This window comes from Aristophania vespae (assembly GCF_009906835.1).
Classification (GTDB): Bacteria; Pseudomonadota; Alphaproteobacteria; order Acetobacterales; family Acetobacteraceae; genus Aristophania; species Aristophania vespae.
This window is the reverse complement of record NZ_CP047652.1, coordinates 1913963-1938807: the sequence shown is the minus strand read 5'-3', so window position 1 is coordinate 1938807 and position 24845 is coordinate 1913963. Positions and strand designations below refer to the sequence as shown.

The window sequence follows — 24845 nt, the reverse complement described above, 5'->3', positions numbered from 1 at the left end:
ATGTATCTCTTTTCATTAAAGTCGGACTGAAAACAAATTCTGTTTTATGACTTTGTTAAGGTAATAATGATGTTGGAGGTGGTAAAGATGCGTCACCCGAGGACGCCGGAGCACTGGCACCAAAAGATTGGTTATTTGAGGAAGAGGACGGCAATATAGATGTAGGTGCCTCTGGCGAATATGCCGCACCAGCCTGATTATTAACAGGGCTTCCATCCGCATCCAATTTTTCAGGTGCTGATGATGTAATCTGTGGCGCTTTTACTGGAGGAGGAGGCCCAACCATTGGTGCCACTTTCTCCCCTTCGCACCTGACAACCTGTACATCATATAGCGAACTTTGATAGACAGACAAACCGGGCTGCTGAGCTAAAATCCAGCCCTCAAAAGGTTCTGAATCCTTTGCCTGACTATCAGTCAGATTCAGTTGAGCTGCTGTTTCTGGTGCTAATGTAGGAGGCCTTTCCACACATGCCGTCAATTTTAAATTAAGGCTGCGATAATGCCCCTCTTCTCCCACAGATAAAGTCAATAATTCGCTTTGAGAATCAAGGCGATTAAGCACACGGATGACAGCTTTGGCACGCCCCTGCCAACTATCCGCAGGGTGAACAGCAGGAACTGGCACACCTTCAACACTAAAAGCCACATTGGGCCATAGAAATGTGCAGAGAACAGCTAAGCTCCCTAAATGGAACAATATGTTCTTTTCAAGAGCTTTTTTATTCATCACTCAGCCTCCAGGAAGCCTTTATTAAAAAGGCTAATATCTATCCCAATAATGCTTAACTGTCGTCTTAAAATCTCTTCACCTCTCACTGAAGATGATTTTGGGACGGCTGGCCTCCAGTTGGTAACGCTGCATCTGAACTGTTCTTTTTTTGAAGAGAATCAGTGACGGTGAAAATAAATTTACTCAAAAGCTGCTCCAGACTAATAGAGCCTTGAGTTTCCTGCATGACAGAATCAGGCTGTAATAATTTGTCATCCCCCCTGGCGTCAGCGCAATATATTTTCCTCCAAGCAGGGAATCAGATGTTATGACGGCTCCGCTATCAACGGGTAACTTAATAGTGGGCATAACAGAAAAAGTGACGTTTGCCTGAAAATTGTGGGGATCAATCACCGTCTTGGTTACATGCCCAACTGTTACACCAGCCAGACGAACATCCGAGCCAACTTCCAGGCCATCAATATGGCTAAAACTCGCCTGCAACGGATAACCCGTATTTGCCTTTTGGTGCCGGCCTAGCACAGCAAAAATGATCAGCCCCGCGAGAGCTATGACAACAATAAGACCTATCGCTAATTCTAAGCGTGTTTGCCTCACTTGTTGCTTTGCAAAATCTCCGCTCGCCGTATTTCCATCCATGCTTGCCCGTTCCTTATAGCTTAGCAATCTTCTTCTACTTCGTTCCCAGCGTATCATGCATCTCTATCATGTCACTATCCTTCTCTTTAACACTGCTTGATCAAACAGTGCTTACTCAAGGAGAAAGACACATTATTATAAGGTCTTTATAGCTTAAGAAAAGTTATCCCCTTTATCCTCATCTTTCGCTTTATTAAATGCTCCCTGCAACCGGTCTCACCCTTTGCGGACAAGTCTTCTTTACTTAAATTACTTTATATGAAAGCGCATCTTCACTGGAGCGGCGTTCAAATGAGAACAGTCGCCATTGCCTCAGATCCAGATAGTCATAGTCTGCGTTCTGTTACTCTGCCCGCTGCATGGGATGATAATGCTGCCCAAGCACTCGCACAGATAACAGCGAACGGCGGTCCTGTAAGACTTGCTCAGGAAGCAGCTCGATGGGTGGACTTTATTGATACAGCCCCCCTTTGGCTCATACCCCTGAAGGGGCACCTCCTTTAGGAAGAAGCCTTTCCTGTCTTTTGCTTATGCAGCACATGGCCCCCAATATAGCCTTGTGGCAGCGCAGAACGGATGAACAATTCGGATTCGTACTCCGTCTCAGCGGATTTGTTCAGGAAAGTACCTTTTCCCCAGAACAATTTGTGGCATGTCTCAATCTCGCTTGCGATAGTTTAAGACGCTTAAATGAAGCGCAAAGAAATGAACGTAGCGGTGAGCTGCCACTTTTTGATGAAAATAAAGCGGCAGAAGAAAATTGCCATTGTGCCGGCTTAATCCAGCTTACTGACCTAGATGCCTGCCTGGCTGCTCAGGGTTTGGATTATGATAGTCCCGAAGGCCGTGAGTTTGCGCAGGCCATAATAGCTTTGGCCCGAATTGCCTTAAGAAAAGGCACTAGACAATCTGCATCGGTAAAAGCATCACCTCTTTTCCCTGAAATCGAACATTTTGCTATTTCCTTACTTCAGGCAGATACACATAAGGCAGTTTTACCTCCTATCGAACTAGGGTTTTCCTCATCAGGCCCTATTGATGCCTTATTGGGGGTCGAAACATGTGGAATAGCTCCAATTTTTTCTCCTATTGACGAGCAGGGTAAATTAAGAAGCTCCACACTCCACCGTTTGGCCTCCAGGGGGTTAACTCCAGAAACAGCGTTAGCTCTGGCTCTTAATAACGAGAATCCCCTTCCCAAAATCAGTGGCCAGGCTTTTGTAAAAATGCATGAGGCTGTTTCTGGTTTGGTAGATTATCTTCCACCACGTCCAGAACCCGAGACCGAAGCCCTGCTTTCCCGCTTGGAACGTGGCGTGCGACGCTCACTTCCACTTCGTCAGAATGGTTTTAGCCAAAAGACATCTATAGGTGGACACCGCCTCTTTATGAGAACGGCAGAATTTGAAGATGGCTCATTAGGAGCGCTCACCTTACTGCCACCTCGTGAAAGCCCTATGGCACGCGGTCTTATGGAATGTTTGGGTCAGGCAGTTAGTGTTGGGCTGCAATTTGGTGTGCCGCTTGAGGCTTTTATAGAACAATTTGCCTACACTCATTTTGGGCCCTGTGGTACTGTCGAAGGCGACCCGGTCGCAGCATATGCCTCTTCGATGCTAGATTATGCTTTCCGGGCACTCTCAGATGCTTATCTTGGAAAACATATGCCTGACGCTCCCATGGCCTCATCAAGTGAAAATGCCGAAGATCCTCTATTGCCTTTTGATCATAATGAGTTTGTTCATAAAAAAACTGATGCATCTCGGCGACAATTACGGCTCGTTAGTTAATTTTTGACATAATAACGTCATAGATCCCTGCGAAGATTATTGACAGCATGGGGTCACAATGGCTAGCTAACGCCCAGAGTGAGATGGCAAATTTTTCTTTAAGAAGAATCTGCCATTTAATCTTGCTCAAAATTTGAGGAGTTTCCACTTTATGGGTGATTTTTCTCCTAACAAGAAAGAAAGCTTTGATAAGCGTCTTTCAACGTTAGAGAATCAAATCTCTCCTCAGGCAAAAAAGGGGCAGAGACCCACACAGGAAAAGGAGGAGCAATCTTCTTTTGGTGTGGCTTTTCGGGTAGCTAGTGACTTGATTGCCGGCATTGTGGTGGGTGTCGGCATAGGTTATGGACTTGATAAATGGACAGGCCATAAGGGTTTGTTCTTAATTGTTTTTGCTCTATTGGGTTTTTGTGCAGGCATGAGAAATGTCTGGCGTATCGTAGGTGTTCCTGTGCAAACCGTGCAGGACGAAAAGAACGGGAGAGGCCCGCGTGGCAAACGGATCGACGATTGACGCACTCGGACAGTTTGAACTGCATCCGATACTTGGTTCGGTCGGTGAGACCCTGCGTTTATCTCAGTCTCCAGTATTTATGCTGATTTCAGTCCTGCTGGTATTGGCATTTTTGTATTTTGGCATGCGACCAGCTGCTGTAGTACCTGATAGACTGCAGGCTGCGGCTGAAATGAGCTACGAATTTATTCGCGATCTCGCCGTGGGTACGATCGGTGAAAAAGGAACTGTTTTCTTTCCTTTTGTCTTCGCTCTTTTCTTCTTCATCCTCACAGGTAATTACCTCGGCCTCCTGCCTTATTCCTTCACATTCACAAGTCATATTGCTGTTACTCTGGCCATGGCCTTGACAGTATTTATTATGGCTATACTCGCATCTCTGCGTTACCAGGGTATCGGTTTTTTAAAGCATTTTATGCCTGAAGGCGCGCCTATTGCACTAGCGCCTATCTTGATTCCGATTGAGATCCTTTCCTATCTCTCACGCCCAATAAGTCTTTCTATTCGTCTTTTTGCGAATATGGTTGCTGGTCACGTGCTTTTAGAGGTATTTGCAAGCTTCACAATCATGCTTGCCGGACTCGGAGTCGCCGGTCATATTTTGGCTGTTGCTCCGATCGTGATTAATATCGCTCTAATGGCACTTGAGCTGCTTGTGGGATTATTGCAAGCATATGTATTTGCAATTCTCACTTGTATATATCTCCGTGAGGCAGTCGCTCATTAAGCGGCTTTCTCTTTTTTGATTTTTGCGTCACTGACCTAAGGTAAAGGAATAAACCATGGACGTCCAAGCCGCTCGCGATATTGGTGCTGGTCTTGCTGTCATTGCTCTTGCTGGTGTAGGTGCTGGTATTGGCAATATTTTTGCTGCGCTCGTGAATTCTATCGCCCGCAACCCTGCTGCCCGCCCACACGTATTCGGCCTTGGCATGCTAGGCTTTGCTCTGACAGAGGCTATCGCACTTTTTGCGTTGCTGATCGCCTTCCTTATCCTCTTCGTCTGAGGATCGGATAATGCGCCTAATGCCTCGTTTCCTCCTGTCTGCCGCCCCACTTGCGGCCTTACCGGGCCGGGCCGTGGCTGCGGGCATGCCCCAGCTTGACTTTAAAAATCCCCTTTTACAGGGGCAAGTCATCTGGGGTGCATTGATCTTTATATTCTTTTATATCGTATTGAGCCGCTCGGCTCTGCCACGCGTTGATCGTGTTATCAGAAACCGTACTGAACGCATCCAAAATGATCTTGATTTAGCACGCAAGGCTAAAAGAGAAGCTGATCAAGCGCGTAAAGAACTTTTAGATGCGCGTCAAAAAGCAACAGATCACGCTCAGGCTAACATTCAAACTATTCGTGACATGGCTAAATCAGCCACGGAATCTCAGCTTGCTGCGACTGTAGAGCGTTTGGAAGCAGAAATGCGTGAGGCTGAACTTAATATTAAAACTGCTCATAACGATGCTTTGCACCATGTTAACGAAATTGCCTCAGATACGGCTACATCTCTTATAAATCGCCTTTTGGGCAGAGATGAGAAAGCTACAGTTTTAGACGCAATCAAGCGCGTACAGGGCTAAGAAGATGACAATTTTTAATGAACCACGCTTCTGGACAGCAGTAGCTTTTGTTCTGTTCTTCTTACTCTTTGGTCGGAAACTTTGGCGTATTATTGCTACGCGCCTGGATGAACGAGCTGAATTGGTCCGTAATAATCTTGACGAATCAGCACGGTTGCGTCGTGAAGCAGAACAAATGCTTGAGGATGCAACAAGAGAAAGAGAGAATGCTGCGGCTGAAGCGCAACAGCTTATTGAAGCTTCAGAAGCACAAGCTCTTTCTCTTAAAGAGCGCGCTTTACGTGATTCCGAAGAGCTCGTATCCCGTCATGAAAAATTGGCCCGTGACCGGATAAAAGCTTTAGAAAATGCTGCCTTACGTGATATTCGCAATAAAGCAGCTGACGTAGCCTTTGCAGCATCGCGTGAAGCTATTACTGAGATTTTGCAAAAAGATTCTAATCTTGCAGCTCAGCTTCTTGATCAAAGTTTGACAAACATACCTAAAGCTTTGAAGCAAGATAACGCTGCTTGATGATTCTGGAGTTCTTTTCAACATTATGAAGGGTGAGACCCCGACTTTAGCCGTCATTGTTACGGTTTTAAATGAGGCCGAAAACATCCTTCCAGTCTGCGAAGAAATTAGCGTCGCATTATCCTCCCTTCCTTGTTACGAAGTTATTTTTGTTAATGATGGGAGTGAGGATGCCACGCTAGAACGCCTTATTGAGGCACGGCGTCTTTTCCTCCCTCAATTACGTATATTGAATCATTCCCACTGCCTGGGTAAATCAGCATCTCTTAGAACAGCTATTTCTCATGCCAGGGCTCCTTGGATCGCCACAATGGATGGCGATGGTCAGGATGATCCCAATGAAATTCCTAAATTATATCAACTCGCCCTAAAATGCGCTCAAAATGGTGAGGCTCCACTGATTGTAGGTGTCAGGCGCAAAAGGCGTGATCGCATTTCAAGACGTTTTGCTACACGTTTTGCAAACGGACTGAGACGACGTTTTTTAAATGATCAATGTCCTGATACGGGTGCACCTCTTAAAGTCTTTTTAAGAGAAAAGTTTTTAGAGCTACCGCAATTTGAAGGATTACATAGGTTTTTGCCGGCCCTAATGGGCAGCTACGGTGTGACACTCCATTGCCTAACTGTAACCCACCGGCCCCGCCTTCATGGAACATCCAAATATACAAATTTAAATCGCGCTCTTGTCGGTATTCGTGATTTACTTGGTGTAAAATGGCTTCAGAAACGAACACGCTACTCCCGAGAGCCTACTGAACTTTAAGATTCGCTCTTTATTATTCTTTCAAGCAAGGATGAGCCGTGACTCTAACCCTGCGTCATTATGCACTTTTAGCTCTTTTAGCATTTTTCCTGGCACTTCCTGGCCGTATGACTCTTCCACCACTGGATAGAGACGAAGCGCGTTATATGGAAGCAACAGAGCAAATGGTTCTCTCGAATGATTTTCTTGATATCCATTTTCAAAACCAGCCACGTTATCTTCAGCCAGCAGGTATTTACTGGCTAGAAGCTCTTAGCGCAAAAAGTTCAGCCGCCTTATTTGGACCGCAGGTTTTACGACAAACATGGCCCTATCGAATCCCCAGCCTTATAGCGGCCAGCTTGATTGTTCCTTTAACAGCCTGGATCGGCTTTATGCTCTTTGGAGCTAGTACAGCGATTTTAGGTGCCTTGTTTTTAATGGTTTCTACGCTTTTTGTTGCAGAAAGCCGCATGGCAACCATAGATACAGTGTTATTATTAGATATATTATGCGTTGAAGCCATTCTTGTCCGTCTCTACACAAACCGAAATAATCGAGACCCTGTTTCTCCGTTTTTTGCTTGCGCTTATTGGGCAGCTTTAGGCATTGGCCTTATGTTAAAAGGCCCGATTATTCTTATTCCTGGGCTTGCAACGCCTTTATCTCTTTGTCTCATTGAACGCAATTTTAGCTTTTGGCGCTCTCTCCGCCCTGCCTGGGGGTGGATTATAACGCTTATTATTGTAGCACCATGGTGTATAGGAATTGCTTTAAAGAGCCATGGTGCTTTTTTCAAAAACGCGGTAGGCCATAATCTACTAGGCAAAATAACTCACGGACAAGAGTCACACGGTTTTCCTCCCGGTTATTATGCTGTAATTTTCATATTAGCTTTTTGGCCTGGTGCTCTTTTCACGCTAAGGGCTCTTCCCTCAATATGGGAACGACGCAAAAATTCATCGGTTCTTTTTCTTTTATGTTGGATTATGCCTTATTGGCTGTTTTTTGAATTATTAGCGACAAAACTTCCTCATTACGTACTTCCTACTTTCCCCGCTATTGCCCTACTTACCGCTGCATCTTTAACCTTATGGCCTGCTCCCCGCTTTTTGGTATGGCAAAAAATAATTTACATTATTTACGCCTTGCTCTGGAGTGTTGTGGCAATTGCCTTTTGCTTTGCAGGCAGCGCCCTTCTTATTACAACATCGCATTTAATTTCCATCCGAGCCCTTATTGCCTTAGGAGGAAGCCTGCCACTTGTTATTTTAGCAATCTTCTCACTCACAAAAAATAGGGTCAAACACGCTGCATATAATATTATCGGCGCTGCTATTTTGATTCATGCAGGGTTATTTTGGGCTGTTATACCTAATCTCAACTTGATACAGCTCTCGCCTCACATTGCCTCATCTTTTTATAAAGCGCGACTATGTAGTGAAAGTGTTTTGATTTCAGCTTCATATTATGAGCCGAGCCTCGTGTTTTTAGCAGGCCCACAAACGCGGCTCCTTGATCCTGAGCAAGCAGCAAAATCCCTTATAGAGCACAGCAAATGTGATCTGGCGCTCATAGATGAAAAGGATAAAGCTGTTTTTTTAGCCGAGCTGGAAAAAGCAGGCATTAAACCGCATCTTTATGATCAGATTTCAGGCTTCAATTATTCTAAAGGGAAAAAATTGAGCCTAAGCTTATTTGGTGCCCAATAAAAGGTAGCATACGTAAACACCCTTTATTTATGCTCCTATGTAAGGTCAATATAAGTAGAAAGTGTCTTATATAGTCAAAGAAAAGGATCTCATTTCAGGATAAATAGTTACAACCTCCTGCTTTTAAAAATATTTCTGTATGTGAAGCCATAATATTATCGGTTATTTTTTCTGGTAAAATAATGGCACATTATTTACCCTATTTCCTTAAGGCGTAAAGGTAACGAAAACCATGGTGGAGCTGAGGGGGATCGAACCCCTGACCTCCTCATTGCGAACGAGGCGCTCTCCCATCTGAGCTACAGCCCCATGATCTGTTTTTAAGCACAGCACGAGCTTTCCTATGAGTCAAACAATCAATAGGTGGCTGAGAGTATTATGTAGGTTTTCGTAAAAAGATCGATTATGAAATTTCACGAAATTATCAATATGAAAGACGAAGTTAGTCCTATAGTTTAAATATTAGATTGTTATTTTGAAAAAATTAGAAGGTATTACAGTAAATTTATAAAATAGTTTTTGTGATCTGAATTAGAGCAATAAAGCAATAAAGCAATAAAGCAATAAAGCAATAAAGCAATAAAGCAATAAAGCAATAAAGCAATAAAGCAATAAAGCAATAAAGCAATAAAGCAATAAAGCAATAAAGCAATAAAGCAATAAAGCAATAAAGCAATAAAGCAATAGAGCAATAGAGCAATAGAGCAATAGAGCAATAGAGCAATAGAGCAATAGAGCAATAGAGCAATAGAGCAATAGAGCAATAGAGCAATAGAGCAATAGAGCAATAGAGCAATAGAGCAATAGAGCAATAGAGCAAAATATTAATATTATAGTAGTATTTTTCAATTATAATATTGAAAAATATATATAAATACCCTATAATAAAGCGATGACAATTATTATGAACTATATAATAATATGAGAAAGTAAGAAAATTCTATATTAAAGCACAATCAGATATTTAAATCAGGCAGCCCACTAAGATTTAAATAGCGTGAATTTGACTATTTACGAATAATTTTGGTTTTTAAAGAAATTATCAAATAGAATATTTGTAGTCGTCTTACACATGACTGTCGAAATATCTCCGATAGGCAATATCAAAGGATTATTAGAAATATTGTTAACGCCATATTGATAAAGACAGATGCGATATTCTCTTTGATACTGATATGACTTATTCTTTATAAATAGCGCGGTATTTATATCAAAACCGCCTGTAATCTCAATATAACTGTAATATTTTACAATATCCATTTTGAAACATTTTCCACTTGCAGCAATTTTTTGGGGCACTCTATTGAGAAAAGGTTTTGCCTGAATGATGACTGCCCAATCTCCAAAGTTTCGACAGCATGGATCAATTTTCATCACGTTAGCTACCGGCCCTTGATATTTAGACCAATCATTAGTCATGTTAACAAGACGTGGTATTAAATGTTCTCTCAGAGCTTAAAGACAATAAACGTAAATATTTTCGCTTTCTGAAACCTAAAAGGTAAGAGGCCTAATTAATTCCTCTTTTAGGCTTTCAAATTCGCGACCATTAGAAACACTTAATTTAAAAGAGCCTATGTCTTTCGATTGTATCCAGTGAAATGTTTTCTCATATGGATCTCCTCTTCCATCTCCTTGTTCGATACCCCGAAAATATTTAAGGGTGTTCATAAACAAGTTGCCCTTTATAAAGGCAGCTGCATATCGCTCTTCTGAAAAGAACCGAAAAAAATATTCACTTTTGGCTTCATTGACACTTCAATGTTGCTCAAAGAACAATTTCAGCTTTTTGGCAAGTATTTGAACAAGACTCTTTTATTCGCTTCCAAATACATATGAACCTAATTAAGCACGGTAAGCGTATAACAATCTCATAGTCTGATTTTATTATACTAGAGAGTGTTCATACATGTCAGATTGTAACTAGTAGGTAAAATTATTAGAATTTTTAAACTAGCTATTTTCACTACCCTTCGTTTTTTAAACTAAACAAATATTGAGCAATTATTGTAAATTTCAATAATAAATAACTTATTTTTAGCTACCACTATCTATAAAAGACTGATACTCAGTGTCATTTATCAAATTTTCTTGTCTAAAAACTTTTTTTTTAAATATTAATTGCAAATAGCATATTTGATAAGAAAATAAGTTAAATAACAATTTCAAACGCAAGGTCTGATATTTTACGACAAAGGTTACGCTTTTTCAGAAAAACAAGTATATAATTTTATTTAAAGACTGCATAAAATCTGGTTTGTTTTGTTAAAAAAGTTTTTTTAATTTGGTTTTTAAAAGGATCATAAACGCACATTTTGTGCTTAAGTTCCTATAGATAATGATTTTGCGAGGCTCAACGTGGTTCTATCCTACTCACTTCCCCTTTTAATATTAAAAATCGTTTTTCTATTAAGTAATATTTATACTTGGATTATTTTAGCCTATTGTCTTTTATCCATGGTGCTCGCTTTTAACCTTGTGGGGGGACTAAGGAATTTTTTCTATGCCGCTTATAGCATTTGTGCCCGCCTTGTAGAGCCTGCTTTAAGACCCATTCGTAGTATCTTACCTGATATGGGTATGATGGATTTCTCCCCTCTTATTTTGCTCCTGATCATCTCTTATGGAGTACCGTTTTTCGCTCGAGCTATCGTAAGACTTCTCATCGGACTAAATGGCTATTAACTTATAAATTTAAGAGACTTTTTTCAAAAATCAGAAAAGAGTCTCTCATAATTTAAATATTTTAAGAGTCAGCTTTTTAAAATGAGACGAAAACCGCACACTGCGCCTGCACGTCACGTGATGCATTATGTCCTGCAACCGGTAAAATGACCCCCGCAATTGCCCCTATATCAGGAGACCAGCCATATTCAAGCGCAGGGCCTACGTTAAATAAACCGCTCCATCCTGTGCGACTGTAATATCGCTCTTTAGTTTGGCGGTATATGCCTTTTACTTCACTAGAAGCAGACCATTCATGATATAAATCAAGAGCGAATACCCATCTCTTTGTAAGGCCAAACTCAAGCGAAAATCCTTCATTCCCCGTTTGAGCAGAGTACCCACGTCCTTTAAAACCTGTTTCTGTACCGTAACTACTTATATTACGCAATCGCACTGAAGAGAGTGGCTGTGTCGCTGCCGCCCACATACGAATTCTCATAACTCGCTGAAAAAAGGGATAAACGACCTGGGCTTGCACACCGTAACGAAGATCCCATACGCCAGTGCCTACACCCTCATTGGCATTTCCCAAATTACTATAAGAACCTAAAGGGGCATCAAACCCTAAATAGACTGTAACAGACGGTGTCTCATGAGACGTGAGACGATATTGTAACTCGACTGGAAGATCGTTAAATTTTACGCCTGAATGTGGAGAGTGATCACCCCAAGAATAACTATAGGCTGGTGATGCATAAAGCGTTAACTGGTCTGTTATCCCGTAATAAGACGCTGTAAATTGTGAAACTGACGTTTGGGCATGATTTTTTTTTAATGTCCCAGAAGAATTATATGCGCCCTTGGGAACATTAACAGACACGTATGGTTCTATGGTATAGGAATCAGCATCTGTTAAAGCAGGGGACGGAGCAAATAAGGTACCCGTGTACCATTGTTCAGGCAAAGCCTCTACTTGCTCAGCATTAGGAAACAGAGATATTTCTGCTTCGGCTTGACTTGTTATATAAGAGCAACCAACAACAAAACTACAAAACAGAAATGAGAAACGCATAGCGTTGGTCATTAACAGACAACCTAAACAGAAAATTTAAAGATTTAGCTCTTAAATATAAATCACATCCCTAAGGAGCACAGTTTAAATAACAGCGTGCTCCTAAGAGAGTGCTTTTTTAGAACATTGCAAACACTGCACATTGTGTTTGTAGCGTACGAGACGCATTATGCCCTGCGACTGGCAAAATAACCCCTGCAATTGCTCCCATATTAGGAGACCAATTGTATTCAAGTGCAGGCCCTACGTTAAATAAGCCACTCCACCCTGTGCGGTTGTAGTAATGTTTCTTTGTCTGACGATATAGACCTTTAATTTCGTTGGAAGCAGCCCAGTTATGATAGAGATCGAGGGCAATAACCCATTTTTTTGTAATACCAAACTCCAGAGACATACCCTCATTTCCGGTAGGGCCAGCATGCCCACGACCAGCAAACCCTTTTTCTGTTCCATAACTGCTTATGTTACGTAACCGAGCAGAAGAAACTGGTTGATTAGCTACAGCCCAAAGACGGATTCTCATAGCATGGCTAAAAAATGGGTAAACAAGCTGTGAATGTACACCATAACGGATGCTCCATACGCCACGCCCTACACCCTCAGAAGCATTGGCAAGATTCGTATATGATCCGACAGGAGCATTAAAGCCCAAAAACACTGTAAAGGATGGCGAATAATGAGGGGTAAAACGATATTGCAATTCAAAAGGAAGATCATTGAACTTCACTCCTGAGTGCTTGGTATGATTACCCCAAGAGTAACTATATGTCGGAAGCAAATAGAGCGACAAATGATCTGTTACAGCATATTTCATCAATACATAATTCGAAATAGATGTCTGTGCCTTGTTTTTCTTTAATGCTCCAGACGAGTTATAGGCCCCAATAGGCACACCAGCTGAAACATATGGCTCTGCAGCAGCCATCCCTGCTTCTGGCAGTGCTGGTGAGGGAGAAAATAAAGACCCTGTGTACCATTGCTCAGGCAGCTCATGAGTCTGCTTGTCAGTAGGTGTCACGACCACGCTGCCTTTGGCTTGACTCGCCATACAAGAGAATCCAGCTGCAAAGCTAAAGAGAATAGATGAGAAACGCACTGCGTTGGTCATGGACTAGCAACCTAAAGAAAATTTAATTATTCCGAAAGATTTAATCATTACGACATCAAAAGCACTAAGATGCAATACCCCCTATCGTTAATCCTGCAACTTTAATCATAGGCTGCCCTACACCAACGGGCACACCTTGGCCAGATTTGCCGCAAGTACCAATACCTGGGTCAAGCTTCACCTCAGAGCCAATAAGCTCTATTTTCTGCATAACTTCAGCGCCACTCCCTATTAAAGTAGCCCCTTTTACAGGTTTTGTAACACGCCCATTTTCAATCAAATATGCTTCTGAGGCGGCAAAAACAAATTTACCTGACGTAATATCAACCTGACCGCCTCCAAAATTTACAGCATATAAACCACGATCTGTTGACCGGATCATGTGATCAGTATCAGCATCTCCCGGTGCCATAAGCGTATTGGTCATACGAGGCAAAGGTGCGTGAGCATAGGATTCTCGTCGTCCGTTACCGGTTGCTTTCTGTCCTGACAAGCGCGCATTGAGCCGATCATGAATATAAGATTTCAGAATACCGTTTTCGATTAAGACCGTTCGATTCGTCGGTGTTCCTTCATCATCTATTGTCAAAGACCCACGTCTTTCAGGGAGGGTACCATCATCGATAACTGTCACTCCCGCAGCGGCAACCTTGTGCCCAATTTTATCAGTAAAAACCGAAGTTTTTTTACGATTAAAATCACCTTCTAATCCATGTCCTACGGCTTCATGAAGCAGAATGCCTGGCCATCCAGCCCCCAGGATAACTGGCATTTCGCCCGCCGGAGCTGGAACAGACTCCAATTTTACAAGAGCCTGCCGCAAAGCCTCTTTAATCATATTCTGCCACATATCTGGCTCAGATAAACGCTGTAAGCTGTAACGGCCACCTTGCCCATAATGCCCGCTCTCTTGCTGGTTATTTTCTTTAACCACAAGCGTCACATCTAAACGCACTAAAGGTCTGATATCTACAAGATCTGTTGTCTGCCCCAGGCTCAAACAGGCAGGACGCAGAATTTTAATGACCTGCCACTCGGAAAAAAGCGTGGCATTTACTTGCACCACACGAGAATCCAAAGAACGCGCATAAGCATCAATTTCCTTGAGTAATGACACACGCTTGGCAAACTGACTATCATGCAATGGATGAGTGGCACTATAAAGTGGTGCAGATAAAGAAGCTGGTTGTTCTGTTATATTCGGCTTACGGTTTTCATGGCGGTCCAACACAGAAAGAGTTTGCCCCGCGCGCTTTAGAGAAGCCAGACTCAAGCAATCTGAATGGGCAAAGACAGTCTGCTCACCCTTAATGGCCCTTAACCCAAAACCACAAGAACGATTAAAGCTGGAGCGCCTTAATATGCCCTCCTCAAGGCCAAGAGTTTCAGTCTCGCGATACTCCAAAAATAGCTCGCCATCATCTACTCCCTGGAGAGACTGATTCAGCTCTTTTTCGACATCTACAGGCGTCCACTCCTTGCTGAGTGTTTCAAAAAAGAGGGAATCTGAAATTTTATTCGCTTCAGAAACAGAAGGTAAAAACATCAAATTTCTCCAAGGGGAGCATGCCTTCCCCAAACATACAAAATAACAAAGTTTCTATTGTCCCATATTCAATAAACTTAGTGCAAGCTCTCGACAACACTGCGAATATCTCGTAATCGTTATGATTATAGTCTAAATTGTGGCGAGGCACGAATGATGGCCAAGACAACGACCCCTTCTTCCCCAAAGAAAATTACTCCTGATAAAGCAGCCGTACAGCATGTTTTTGATCTTATTCAGGAAAATGGCGTAGAATTTGTTGATCTGCGCTTTACTGATCCTAAAGGAAAATGGCACCACACAACTCAAGCCGTTGTCACCATTGATGAAGATAGCTTTGTAAATGGTTTCATGTTCGATGGCTCTTCCATTCAAGGATGGAAAGCTATTAACGAATCAGACATGATGCTTTTACCTGATCCATCAACTGCTGTTATGGATCCTTTTTCAGCCCGTCCACAACTAATTCTTATTTGCGATGTCGTCGATCCGAAAACGATGAACTTCTATAATCGCGACCCACGTTCAACAGCACGGTTAGCAGAAAAATATCTTGTAGAAAGTGGTTTGGGCGATACTGCTTTTTTTGGCCCTGAAGCAGAGTTTTTCATTTTTGATAACGTACGCTTTGGTACTGGCGAGAATTTCGGCACCTATCAACTTGATAGCATCGAAGGCCCCGGCGCCTCTATGAAAGACTATCCAGAAGGAAATATGGGGCACCGCCCTGGGCTAAAAGGAGGTTATTTCCCTGTTCCTCCCGTTGATAGCGAAAATGACCTTCGTGCTGAAATGCTTACAACAATGGGTGAAATGGGACTACCCATTGAAAAACACCATCACGAGGTTGCACGCAGCCAGCATGAACTTGGCACAAAATTTGCAACCCTTGTGCAATCTGCTGACTATATGCAGATCTTCAAATATTGCGTCCATAACGTAGCCCATTCCTACGGCAAAACAGCAACCTTCATGCCAAAACCCATTATGGGAGATAATGGCTCAGGTATGCATGTTCACCAATCGATCTGGAAAGATGGCAAACCATGCTTTGCTGGTGACGGTTATGCTGAGCTTTCTGAAACAGCCTTATATTATATTGGCGGCATCATTAAGCATGCAAAAGCGCTTAATGCGTTTACAAATCCTTCAACCAATTCTTACAAGCGCCTTATCCCCGGGTTTGAGGCACCTGTTCTTTTAGCATATTCTTCGGCTAATCGTTCTGCCTCCTGCCGTATTCCATACGCCACAGGCCCCAAGGCAAAACGCGTTGAAGTTCGTTTCCCTGATCCAACAGCCAATCCATATCTTGCTTTTAGCGCAATGTTGATGGCTGGGCTTGATGGTATTCGTAACAAGATTCACCCTGGTGATGCTATGGATAAGGATCTTTACGAACTTCCACCAGAAGAACTCAAACAAATCCCAACGGTTTGTGGCTCCCTTCGTGAAGCACTGGAGTCTCTTGAAGCTGATCACGACTTCCTTTTAGAAGGAAACGTTTTCACTAAAGACCAAATCGAAAGTTATATTGCTCTTAAGTGGCACGATGTTCACCGCTTTGAGCACACCCCTCACCCTGTTGAGTTCGAAATGTATTACTCTGTCTAATCACAAAGAAAGCCGGTTTCGTAGAGACCGGCTTTTTGAGAAAAGACGACACAAAAAAAGGAGCTTACCTGATAACCAGCTAAGCTCCTTTTTTATGGAATAATCTTTAGAGATTAGACACTGGGTGGAGCCCCAGTTTCATCAATATCCCAAAGCCATGCAGCACCACGCACACCTGAGCTATCACCATGGCGATTTTGCACAATAGGTGTTACGCAAGGAGAGGTAATAACATGCTGGGGAAGCAATTTGGGCACGCGCTCATAAATGCTCTTTAGATTAGAAACCCCACCCCCAAGTACAATGACGTCAGGATCCAGGAAGTTAACAATCTGGCCGCAAGCACGGGCAAAGCGTTCCATGTAAAGATCTAAAGCACGGATAGCTTTAGGGTCACCATCACGGGCGGCTTCTTCAATTCCATGTGTAGAGCGATCAGCACCAGGGCCTTTCCATTCTTGTGCTAAGGCAGGCCCACAAAGATAGCGTTCTTGACAACCTTCATTACCACAAAAGCATTTTCTGGCAGGACGGTCTTCATCTGTCATCCAGGGAAGAGGAATATGGCCCCACTCACCAGCAATATGATGGCGTCCCTGAAGAATACGAGCATTTGAGACAATACCGCCCCCCATACCCGTACCAATAATTACACCTAAAACCGTATTATAGCCCTTGCCTGCTCCATCTACAGCTTCAGATAAAGCAAAACAGTTAGCATCATTCTCTACCCTTATGGGGCGATCAAGAGCTTCTTCCAGGTCACGACCAAAAGGCTTGTTATTTAGCCATACGGAATTTGAATTCCGAACCAAACCGGCTTCTGGTGATAGTGAACCTGGAATGCCTATCCCTAGAGTAGACGTAGGCTGTGTGCCAGAAACGCGATGACCTGGTACGGCACCAATTTTCTGCTCTGTCGCTAGGACAAGATCTCTGACAGCAAGAACTGCATCTTCATAAATATTCGGATCAGGAACGCGCTCTCTTAAGATTTCTTTCCCTGATCGATCCAAGGCGAGAATTTCAATTTTGGTTCCACCAAAATCAACACCTAAGCGATAATCTGCCATCTATTTATAGCTCCGTATTAGGCCTGTGGCTCGATGGGAGAAACTTTCATAATCTCTATTTTAGCACTTAATGTCTTTAAAGTTGCTATAAGAGCTTGAAAATGAGGCGATGCGCTATGAGCATCTAACCCTTCACTAGAGGCCCAAATCTCATTTGCGACGAAACGCCCAGGCTTTTCAAGATCACGGTAGATAAAATAACGCTGGCATGCTTTTTCCTTACGCGAGTGCGCAATGCAATCTTGCATTGCGCGATCTGCCTGGTCAGCATGTTGTGGTGCTACTTCTATAATAGCCGTGAGATAAACGGGCTCACTCATCATTAAGGCCTTTTTATTAAATTAACCACTTATCCTGCATGAGCTGCTTAGAGTTTCTAAGCAAGCTCACAGGGTAGTAACATTCTCGTGAAAAAAACATTACCAGCGTAAAATTATTCCCCGTTCCCCGCTTTATTCTGCGTAACTTTGGATATCTGGGCATGTGCATATTAAATTTCTGTCACCCCAGGCATTATCTATGCGTCCAACCGGAGCCCAATATTTTTCGCCTTCCAAAGCTTTTGGATAAGCGCCTTCTTCCCGACTATAAGGCCGCTGCCACTCAGAAATAAGATCACGGGCTGTATGAGGAGCATGACGCAAAGGGCTATCTTCCAGAGAAATCTGTTTGGCCTCTATTGCAGATATTTCTTCACGAATAGCCAACATGGCACCACAGAATCGATCCAATTCTACAAGACTCTCTGATTCGGTTGGCTCAATCATTAATGTCCCAGGAACTGGAAAGCTGACTGTTGGTGCATGAAAGCCATAATCAATGAGACGCTTGGCAATATCATCAATAGTAATGCCAAGCTCATCTTTAAATGGACGCATATCAAGAATACATTCATGCGCCGTAAAGCCATTATTGCCACGGAACAGGATTTTATAGGCACCACTTAGACGGTGGGCAATGTAATTGGCATTTAATATCGCTACTTCTGAAGCCTGGCGAAGCCCATCATCGCCCATCATCATGATATAAGCAGCCGATATTGGTAATACAGATGCCGATCCATAAGGTGCAGCAGAAACGAGACGCGCCTTATCAGCAAGCTCCGTCTCTGGAAGGTACGGTGCAAGATGAGATCTTACACCAATTGGTCCCATACCTGGCCCACCGCCGCCATGAGGAATACAAAAGGTTTTGTGCAAATTAAAATGTGAGACATCAGCACCGTAGCGACCAGGGCGCGCTAGTCCTACTTGTGCGTTCATATTGGCACCATCGAGATAAACCTGTCCGCCAGCCTGATGCACAAGATCACATATCTCGGTAACCCGTTCCTCAAACACACCATGTGTTGAGGGATAGGTGATCATGATGGCTGCGACGCGCCCTTCATAACGCTTGAGCTTAACTTTGAGATCTTCAACATCAACATTACCAGCTTCATCACAAGCCACTACCACGACATCCATACTTGCCATTTGGGCAGAGGCTGGATTAGTGCCGTGAGCAGAGGCTGGAATAAGGCATATAGAACGATCTTTCTCGCCTCGTGCTTCATGATAGGCACGAATGGCCATCAAACCAGCAAACTCACCCTGAGCACCGGAGTTAGGCTGTAGAGAGACAGCGTCATAGCCTGAAATATGGCATAGAGCATTTTCAAGATACTTAAACAGTTCAGCATATCCTTTTTTCTGCCCGGCAGGAGCAAAAGGATGAATCTGAGAAAATTCTGGCCATGTAATAGGAGCCATTGCAGCAGCAGGATTAAGCTTCATGGTGCATGAACCCAGCGGAATCATGCTACGGTCCAATGCTAAATCTTTATCAGCCAGACAACGAAGATAACGCATCATCTCTGTTTCTGAGTGATAAGTCTCAAAAATAGGATGCGTTAAAGCCACCCCTTCACGCTGAAGGTCATGAGGTAAGTTTTCTGATACAGAAAGTTTCTGCTCTAAAGACTGAATTTCCGTCTCGCTAGCACCAAAAGAGCGCCATAATTTTTTTATGATCTCCGCTGTTGTCAGCTCATCGCAGGAAAGGCCAATTTTACCATTTCCGCTGTCACGAAGATTAATTCCAGCCTTGCGCGCAATGTCTAAAATTTGTGCAGCTTTCTCCCCAGCCTTAACTGTAACTGTATCGAAATAAGATGTTGTTTCAATGGAGAAACCAAGCTCTTTGAGGCCAGCTGCTAAGATCAACGCAAAAAGATGAACACGTTTGGCAATAGCCGTGAGGTTCTGAGGCCCATGATAAAGCGCGTAAAAAGCAGAAATCATAGCAGGCAGAGCCTGTGCTGTACAAATATTCGACGTCGCTTTCTCACGACGAATATGCTGTTCACGTGTTTGCAATGCCAAACGTAAAGCGGGTTTTCCATGACTATCACGAGAAATACCGACAATCCGACCTGGCATATGGCGCTTATAGGCTTCTTTCGTTGCCATAAAAGCCGCATGAGGGCCACCATTACCCATTGGCGTTCCAAAACGCTGCATGGAGCCTATGGCTATGTCAGCCCCCAAAGACCCTGGTGATTTTAAAATCATAAGGGCCAATGGATCACATGTCAGACTGACAATGCCCCCCGCCTGATGAATGGCTTCAATATAAGGCTGAGGATTACGAGCAGCACCTGATGAACCAGGATAAGAAAACAAAGCCCCAAAAATATTTTGTGGATCGAGATCTGTTTCTGGGTTGCCAATAACGAGTTCCCAGCCCTGAGGTTCTGCCCTCATCTGCATGACGGCCAGAATTTGTGGGTGCGTATCCTGATCAATAAAGAAACGCTGTGTCTTTACCCGGCTGACACGGCGCGCCATGGCCATGGCTTCTGCACAAGCTGTTGCTTCATCCAGCAATGACGCATTAGCGATATCTAAACCCGTTAATTCTGTAACAAGGGTCTGAAAGTTTAACAGCGCCTCAAGACGCCCCTGACTAATTTCAGGCTGATAAGGGGTATAAGCTGTGTACCATGCAGGATTTTCAAGGACGCTGCGCAAAATGACGGGGGGTAAGAATGTGTCATAATATCCTTGCCCGATCATGGAAACCATGACTTTATTTTGGCAAGCCATTGATTTGAGGCGCTGCAAAGCCTCTATTTCACTTAAGGAAGCCCCAATAGACGCCGCCCCTTCATCCGTTAAAGCAGAGGGACGAATAGAAGCTGGTACAACCTTCTCCATCAGCGCCGCCATAGAGTTTACGCCTAAACTCTGAAGCATCGCGACTTGATCTTGATGACGGGGGCCAATGTGTCGTTGGCTAAAAGATGCGTTTTGCTCGGGCCAGCTTATGGTCATATGAGTCTACCAGCTAAGATTATTAATATTGGGGCTTTTGACAATTAAAGGGCTGCGTATTGCTCAGCCGAAAGCAGTGCATCCAGCTCTTCTGAATCAGCAACTTTAAGTTTTATAATCCAGCCCTCATTTTCAGGGTCTTTATTGATTAGAGTTGGATCATCTGACAGGTTTGTATTAAATTCTTTAATGATACCACCTACTGGGGCATAAATATCTGAAGCGGCTTTAACAGACTCAACAACAGCCACAGCATCGCCGGACGTAACTTCTGTGCCCTCATCTTTACCCTCGGCAAAAACGAGTTCACCAAGCTCGTCAGCAGCGTGAGCTGTGATACCAACTGTAGCAATATCACCCTCAAGGCGAACCCATTCGTGAGTCTTTGTATAACGTGTTGTCATGAAAAATACCTTTTTAATTAACGTTTAAAACCAGCGGGAATGAAAGGCAGTACATGTACAGTGACCGGCACGATTTTCCCACGCAAAGAAGCAAATAGCTGCGTATTCACTTCAGACAAGGGTGCCTGGACATAGCCCATAGCCACAGGACCACCAAAGGTTGGACCAAAGCCACCAGAAGTGACAATCCCTATTTTTTCCTGTGCAGTCTCATCAGCAAATAACTCAACTCCAGCACGAACAGGCGCCCGCCCTTCAGGCTGAAGCCCTACACGAACACGCTTGGTGCCATTTTGTATTTGTTTCGAAATGATTTCAGCTCCAGGATAACCATTTTCACGTGCACCTCCAGGGCGGCGCGCTTTTTGAATAGCCCAAATTAAAGACGCTTCGATAGGTGTTGTGGTGCTATCAATATCGTTACCATAAAGACACAAACCAGCTTCCAGACGTAATGAATCACGCGCACCAAGCCCGATAGGCTCCACATCTGGGTGAGACAATAAAGCTTTTGCAAAACTTTCGGCAATTTCAGCAGGAAGGCCAATTTCGTAGCCATCTTCACCCGTATAACCAGAGCGGGATAAAGTAATGTCCTGGCCTTCATAACGTGTCATTATGCAATCCATAAAGCGCATTGAAGCGGCTTCTGGAAAAAACTGACTTATAACCTCGACGGCTTTTGGCCCTTGTAAAGCCAATAATGCACGATCAAACTGCCGCTCAATGATACATTCATCTATCAATGCTTTTTCAATATAAGTTGCATCAGCTTCTTTACAGGCGGCATTAACAACAATGAATAAATCATCTTTTTGGCGGGCAACCATAAGATCATCACGTATGCCGCCTTGCTCATTCGTTAAAAGAGCATAACGTTGACGATTTTCAGCCAAACCGCAAAAATCCATAGGCACAAGCGTTTCAAAAGCGCTTAAAGCGGCCTCTACGCTGCCTGATTTAGCTTTCAGACGTAACTGCCCCATATGGGAAACATCAAAAAGCCCCGCTTTTTGGCGTGTATGTTTATGCTCCTCCATAACCCCTTTGGGATATTGAACGGGCATGGCATATCCAGCAAAAGGCACCATTTTAGCGCCGAGCGAGATATGTAAATTATAAAGAGGAGTATGGAGAAGAGACTCAGTCATCGGCAAATTGGCCTCGGCAGAAGGAACAAACTATAACCTAATGCTCCAATGTGTGATTACATTGTCGCAAGGCCCCTTCTGTCCTTCAGCCTGAGATCATTATCCCGTCGGCGGGTGCTTAAGGCACCACTCTCCAGAATGTAAAATCGCTATGGTTCTTCTGCCTGAGAGTTTCCGGGGCGGTTGCTCCTTCGGCGTCAGTCTCAGCCTAGGCTAAAACTGATCTCTCCCGTAACGATTCGTGATACATTGCCAGCTTAATTTATGACTGACAATCTATTTTCTCTGTCGTTGAAAAGAATAAAATTTCATCACTTCAAAAGGAAGATAACGCCTGGTTTTATCAGCGATAATCTCTTTCAATTTCTGCTAAAATTTCTGCATTCATTGTGGCACTTTGAGCAGAGGTAGGGAAAGATTTATTTTCAACATCACTGACATAATGAGCAACAGCTTTTGTCATCATTTCACCGATTTCAGCAAAACGTTTTGCATGACGAGGCGATTTACCATCAAAAATACCGAGCACATCATGCCACACCTGGACCTGCCCATCGCATCCTGCCCCAGCTCCAATACCAATAATAGGAATAGAGACAAGGCGCGCAATCAGGGCAGCAAGTTCGGCGGGAACAACCTCCATGACAATGGCAAAGGCACCTGCTTTTTCAAGCGTTAGAGCATCTTCAACCAATTTACGGGCCGCCTGTTCATCACGTGCCTGAACACGCAGGCCAATTTGATGTTGTGATTGTGGGGTTAAGCCAAGATGCCCCATAACAGGCACACCCATTTCTGTCAGACGCCGGATCATGGGGACAACTTCTACACCGCCCTCTAATTTCAGGGCGTGTCCTCCTCCCTCCTGCATAATGCGACGCGCTGCATGAACCGCATCCTGTTCTGTCGCATAACTCAGAAAAGGCATATCAACAACAATGAGAGCCTGTTTGCTCCCTCTCATGACCATTTGAGCATGCAAAATCATGCTCTCTACGCTTACCGGGAGCGTTGTTTCATGGCCGTGCATAACCATTGCTAGTGAATCACCCACTAATAACATGGGAACCCCAGCTTTTTCAGCTATCAGGGCAGAAGAATAATCATAAGCCGTTATCATAGCGATCGGCTTCTTCTCAGCCTTCATTTTTCGAATGTCAGCAACAGTCATGCGGCGCATAATAATATAACCTCTTTATTAAAGATTAGCCCTGAGAAACCGGAAGATGCTCAGCAATATAAGGTGGTAGTTGAAAGGCGCTCCAATGAACCTGCGCTGTCCAGTAACGACACTGCCCATTAATACCAGCTAGCTGAGCGCGTTTCTGAATATTCTCTACCGTAAGTTCCTCTGGTTTGCTGCCTTTTTTAGCCATCCCGAGCGTCATAAACCCACCAACATAGGTCGGAACAGCCGCTACATAAGCCGTTACATGTGGGAAAAATTTAGCACGTCGGAGGCTTGTTTCCCTAAGCTCATCTGCCTGCATAAAAGGCACCCCGCATTGATTAACTATGACACCTTCATCAGAGAGTATACGGGCACAATTTTTATAAAATTCATCTGTAAAGAGAACTTCGCCAACGCCAATAGGATCAGTGCTATCAACGATAATAACATCAAAAGATCCATCATTTGCTTTCGCAACATAATCTATCCCGTCACCGACAATCACTTCAGCACGATCATCATTCCAGGCGTCACCAGCTATGGCTGGGAGATATTTTTTAGATAATTCAATCACATCCCCATCAATTTCGACCATGACAGCTTTTTTGACAGTTTTGTGCTGTAAAACACGCCGTAACACACCACCATCACCAGCCCCGATAATCAGGACACGTTCTGCCTTTGGGTGAGTCAGAAGTGGGACATGTGCCAACATTTCCTGATAGATAAATTCATCACGCTCTGTGATTTGTATAACACCATCAAGCACTAAGACACGACCATGGCTTGTACTTTCAAAGACAACAATATCCTGGAAAGGTGATTTCACATGAGCCAGTTCACGCTCAACCTGAAAGCGTTGTCCCCAATCTGGGTAAAGAGTCTCATTGAGCCAAATATCAGCCATAATCTTATTTCTTCTTCCATCCGCCATAAAATAACAGGCCAGAAAACCTGACTAACGTAAATATGTTAGCGGAATTCTGACCTGTATAAACAATATATACGCGTTAAACTTAGCCTAGTTTTCGCGCATTCTGGGCTACGCGACCGCGCCTTAGGGCATCAACCTCAACACGTTTTGCCTGAAACAGTTCCTGCATAACAGGAATGGTTAAATTCGGATCGCAGGCGCCACACATAAAAACGTCAACCGCAGCATAATGACGTTCTGGCCATGTATGAATTGAAATGTGGCTTTCTGCCAGTACGAGCACACCAGATACACCACCATTTGGTGTAAAATGATGGAAATGGCTATGCAGGATAGTTGCCCCGGCTGCCTCAGCCGCCCGTCGCAAAGTTTCATCAATCCTTTTGGGATTATCAAGATTTTTGGAGTCCCAAAAATCTACAAGAAGATGATTACCCGCAAAGCTTTCGCCGTCGCGAGTGATAAAATAGTCCTTACGCTCTTCATCTGCGTGGACTGCGTCAATATTCTGGATATCTCTCGGGAAACCCGATACCATCCCCAGTTGAGCAAGTGCGTTCATCACG

The 24845-nt window shown here is 43.7% G+C and carries 22 protein-coding genes, 1 tRNA gene, 2 pseudogenes and 1 riboswitch; of the genes and pseudogenes, 10 read left to right on the top strand and 15 right to left on the bottom strand.

The window, feature by feature from the left end; translation table 11 throughout:
* Positions 1 to 55: 55 nt before the first annotated feature.
* Together GT348_RS08700 and mlaD are read right to left on the bottom strand one after the other, a co-directional pair.
* The gene (locus tag GT348_RS08700; RefSeq protein ID WP_160618018.1) at positions 56 to 730 is read right to left on the bottom strand and encodes a DUF2155 domain-containing protein; all 675 of its coding nucleotides are present in this window, start codon (positions 728 to 730) and stop codon (positions 56 to 58) included.
* 85 nt (positions 731 to 815) lie between these two features.
* A pseudogene (gene mlaD / locus GT348_RS08695) lies at positions 816 to 1372 on the bottom strand (outer membrane lipid asymmetry maintenance protein MlaD).
* 258 nt (positions 1373 to 1630) lie between these two features.
* Between mlaD and GT348_RS08690 the strand changes: the two are divergent.
* The 8 genes and pseudogenes from GT348_RS08690 to GT348_RS08655 all read left to right on the top strand — a co-directional run bounded on the left by GT348_RS08690 (position 1631) and on the right by GT348_RS08655 (position 8225).
* Positions 1631 to 3162: pseudogene (locus GT348_RS08690) on the top strand (TSCPD domain-containing protein).
* A gap of 151 nt (positions 3163 to 3313) precedes the next feature.
* The gene (locus tag GT348_RS08685) at positions 3314 to 3676 is read left to right on the top strand and encodes an AtpZ/AtpI family protein (protein ID WP_160618016.1); all 363 of its coding nucleotides are present in this window, start codon (positions 3314 to 3316) and stop codon (positions 3674 to 3676) included.
* The gene (locus GT348_RS08680; protein WP_160618015.1) at positions 3654 to 4403 is read left to right on the top strand and encodes a F0F1 ATP synthase subunit A; all 750 of its coding nucleotides are present in this window, start codon (positions 3654 to 3656) and stop codon (positions 4401 to 4403) included. The genes GT348_RS08685 and GT348_RS08680 overlap by 23 nt, the downstream gene beginning before the upstream one ends.
* Positions 4404 to 4458: 55 nt before the next feature.
* Entirely contained in the window at positions 4459 to 4683 is a 225-nt protein-coding gene (locus tag GT348_RS08675) for an ATP synthase subunit C family protein (RefSeq protein ID WP_160618014.1), read from the top strand.
* Positions 4684 to 4693: 10 nt separating this feature from the next.
* On the top strand, positions 4694 to 5254 hold the full coding sequence (locus GT348_RS08670; protein ID WP_160618013.1) for a F0F1 ATP synthase subunit B family protein: 561 nt from the start codon (positions 4694 to 4696) through the stop codon (positions 5252 to 5254).
* Positions 5255 to 5264: 10 nt separating this feature from the next.
* Entirely contained in the window at positions 5265 to 5768 is a 504-nt protein-coding gene (locus GT348_RS08665) for a F0F1 ATP synthase subunit B family protein (RefSeq protein ID WP_160619361.1), read from the top strand.
* Between the two features lie 25 nt (positions 5769 to 5793).
* A complete protein-coding gene (locus GT348_RS08660; protein ID WP_160618012.1) occupies positions 5794 to 6534 on the top strand; it encodes a glycosyltransferase family 2 protein in 741 nt (246 codons plus the stop codon).
* A 38-nt stretch (positions 6535 to 6572) separates the two neighbouring features.
* On the top strand, positions 6573 to 8225 hold the full coding sequence (locus GT348_RS08655) for an ArnT family glycosyltransferase (protein ID WP_160619354.1): 1653 nt from the start codon (positions 6573 to 6575) through the stop codon (positions 8223 to 8225).
* 233 nt (positions 8226 to 8458) lie between these two features.
* Here the strand turns inward: GT348_RS08655 and GT348_RS08650 are convergent.
* A tRNA-Ala gene (locus tag GT348_RS08650) sits at positions 8459 to 8534 on the bottom strand.
* A gap of 702 nt (positions 8535 to 9236) precedes the next feature.
* On the bottom strand, positions 9237 to 9644 hold the full coding sequence (locus GT348_RS08645; protein WP_160619353.1) for a hypothetical protein: 408 nt from the start codon (positions 9642 to 9644) through the stop codon (positions 9237 to 9239).
* 939 nt (positions 9645 to 10583) lie between these two features.
* On the opposite strand from GT348_RS08645, the gene GT348_RS08640 reads away from it, so the two are divergent.
* On the top strand, positions 10584 to 10910 hold the full coding sequence (locus tag GT348_RS08640; protein ID WP_236646494.1) for a YggT family protein: 327 nt from the start codon (positions 10584 to 10586) through the stop codon (positions 10908 to 10910).
* A gap of 76 nt (positions 10911 to 10986) precedes the next feature.
* On the opposite strand, the gene GT348_RS08635 is transcribed toward GT348_RS08640, so the two are convergent.
* The 3 genes from GT348_RS08635 to tldD form a co-directional block, all read right to left on the bottom strand.
* A complete protein-coding gene (locus GT348_RS08635) occupies positions 10987 to 11976 on the bottom strand; it encodes a hypothetical protein (RefSeq protein ID WP_236646493.1) in 990 nt (329 codons plus the stop codon).
* A gap of 106 nt (positions 11977 to 12082) precedes the next feature.
* Positions 12083 to 13012, bottom strand: coding sequence for a hypothetical protein (locus GT348_RS08630; protein WP_160619352.1), 930 nt, complete (start codon positions 13010 to 13012; stop codon positions 12083 to 12085).
* A 124-nt stretch (positions 13013 to 13136) separates the two neighbouring features.
* A complete protein-coding gene (gene tldD / locus GT348_RS08625) occupies positions 13137 to 14618 on the bottom strand; it encodes a metalloprotease TldD (protein WP_160619351.1) in 1482 nt (493 codons plus the stop codon).
* Between the two features lie 156 nt (positions 14619 to 14774).
* Between tldD and glnA the strand changes: the two genes are divergently transcribed.
* Positions 14775 to 16232, top strand: a complete 1458-nt coding sequence (gene glnA, locus GT348_RS08620; protein ID WP_160619518.1) for a type I glutamate--ammonia ligase — start codon at positions 14775 to 14777, stop codon at positions 16230 to 16232.
* A gap of 113 nt (positions 16233 to 16345) precedes the next feature.
* Here the strand turns inward: glnA and GT348_RS08615 are convergent, their stop codons facing one another.
* The 8 genes from GT348_RS08615 to speD all read right to left on the bottom strand — a co-directional run bounded on the left by GT348_RS08615 (position 16346) and on the right by speD (position 24841).
* Positions 16346 to 17305, bottom strand: coding sequence for an ROK family protein (locus tag GT348_RS08615; RefSeq protein WP_160619350.1), 960 nt, complete (start codon positions 17303 to 17305; stop codon positions 16346 to 16348).
* A gap of 17 nt (positions 17306 to 17322) precedes the next feature.
* Positions 17323 to 17628 carry a putative quinol monooxygenase gene (locus GT348_RS08610; RefSeq protein ID WP_160619349.1) on the bottom strand — a complete coding sequence of 102 codons (306 nt, stop codon included), beginning with the start codon at positions 17626 to 17628 and terminating at the stop codon, positions 17323 to 17325.
* Positions 17629 to 17757: 129 nt separating this feature from the next.
* Positions 17758 to 20619, bottom strand: coding sequence for an aminomethyl-transferring glycine dehydrogenase (gcvP, locus tag GT348_RS08605; protein WP_160619348.1), 2862 nt, complete (start codon positions 20617 to 20619; stop codon positions 17758 to 17760).
* Positions 20620 to 20663: 44 nt separating this feature from the next.
* Complete coding sequence (gcvH, locus tag GT348_RS08600; RefSeq protein ID WP_160619347.1) at positions 20664 to 21023, bottom strand: glycine cleavage system protein GcvH; 360 nt, start codon at positions 21021 to 21023, stop codon at positions 20664 to 20666.
* A gap of 17 nt (positions 21024 to 21040) precedes the next feature.
* On the bottom strand, positions 21041 to 22174 hold the full coding sequence (gene gcvT, locus GT348_RS08595; RefSeq protein ID WP_160619346.1) for a glycine cleavage system aminomethyltransferase GcvT: 1134 nt from the start codon (positions 22172 to 22174) through the stop codon (positions 21041 to 21043).
* Positions 22175 to 22316: 142 nt separating this feature from the next.
* Positions 22317 to 22416: riboswitch (glycine riboswitch) on the bottom strand.
* Positions 22417 to 22517: 101 nt separating this feature from the next.
* On the bottom strand, positions 22518 to 23354 hold the full coding sequence (gene panB / locus GT348_RS08590) for a 3-methyl-2-oxobutanoate hydroxymethyltransferase (protein WP_160619345.1): 837 nt from the start codon (positions 23352 to 23354) through the stop codon (positions 22518 to 22520).
* A 25-nt stretch (positions 23355 to 23379) separates the two neighbouring features.
* Entirely contained in the window at positions 23380 to 24252 is an 873-nt protein-coding gene (gene speE, locus GT348_RS08585) for a polyamine aminopropyltransferase (RefSeq protein ID WP_160619344.1), read from the bottom strand.
* 109 nt (positions 24253 to 24361) lie between these two features.
* Complete coding sequence (gene speD, locus GT348_RS08580; RefSeq protein ID WP_160619343.1) at positions 24362 to 24841, bottom strand: adenosylmethionine decarboxylase; 480 nt, start codon at positions 24839 to 24841, stop codon at positions 24362 to 24364.
* Between the last annotated feature and the right edge of the window lie 4 nt (positions 24842 to 24845).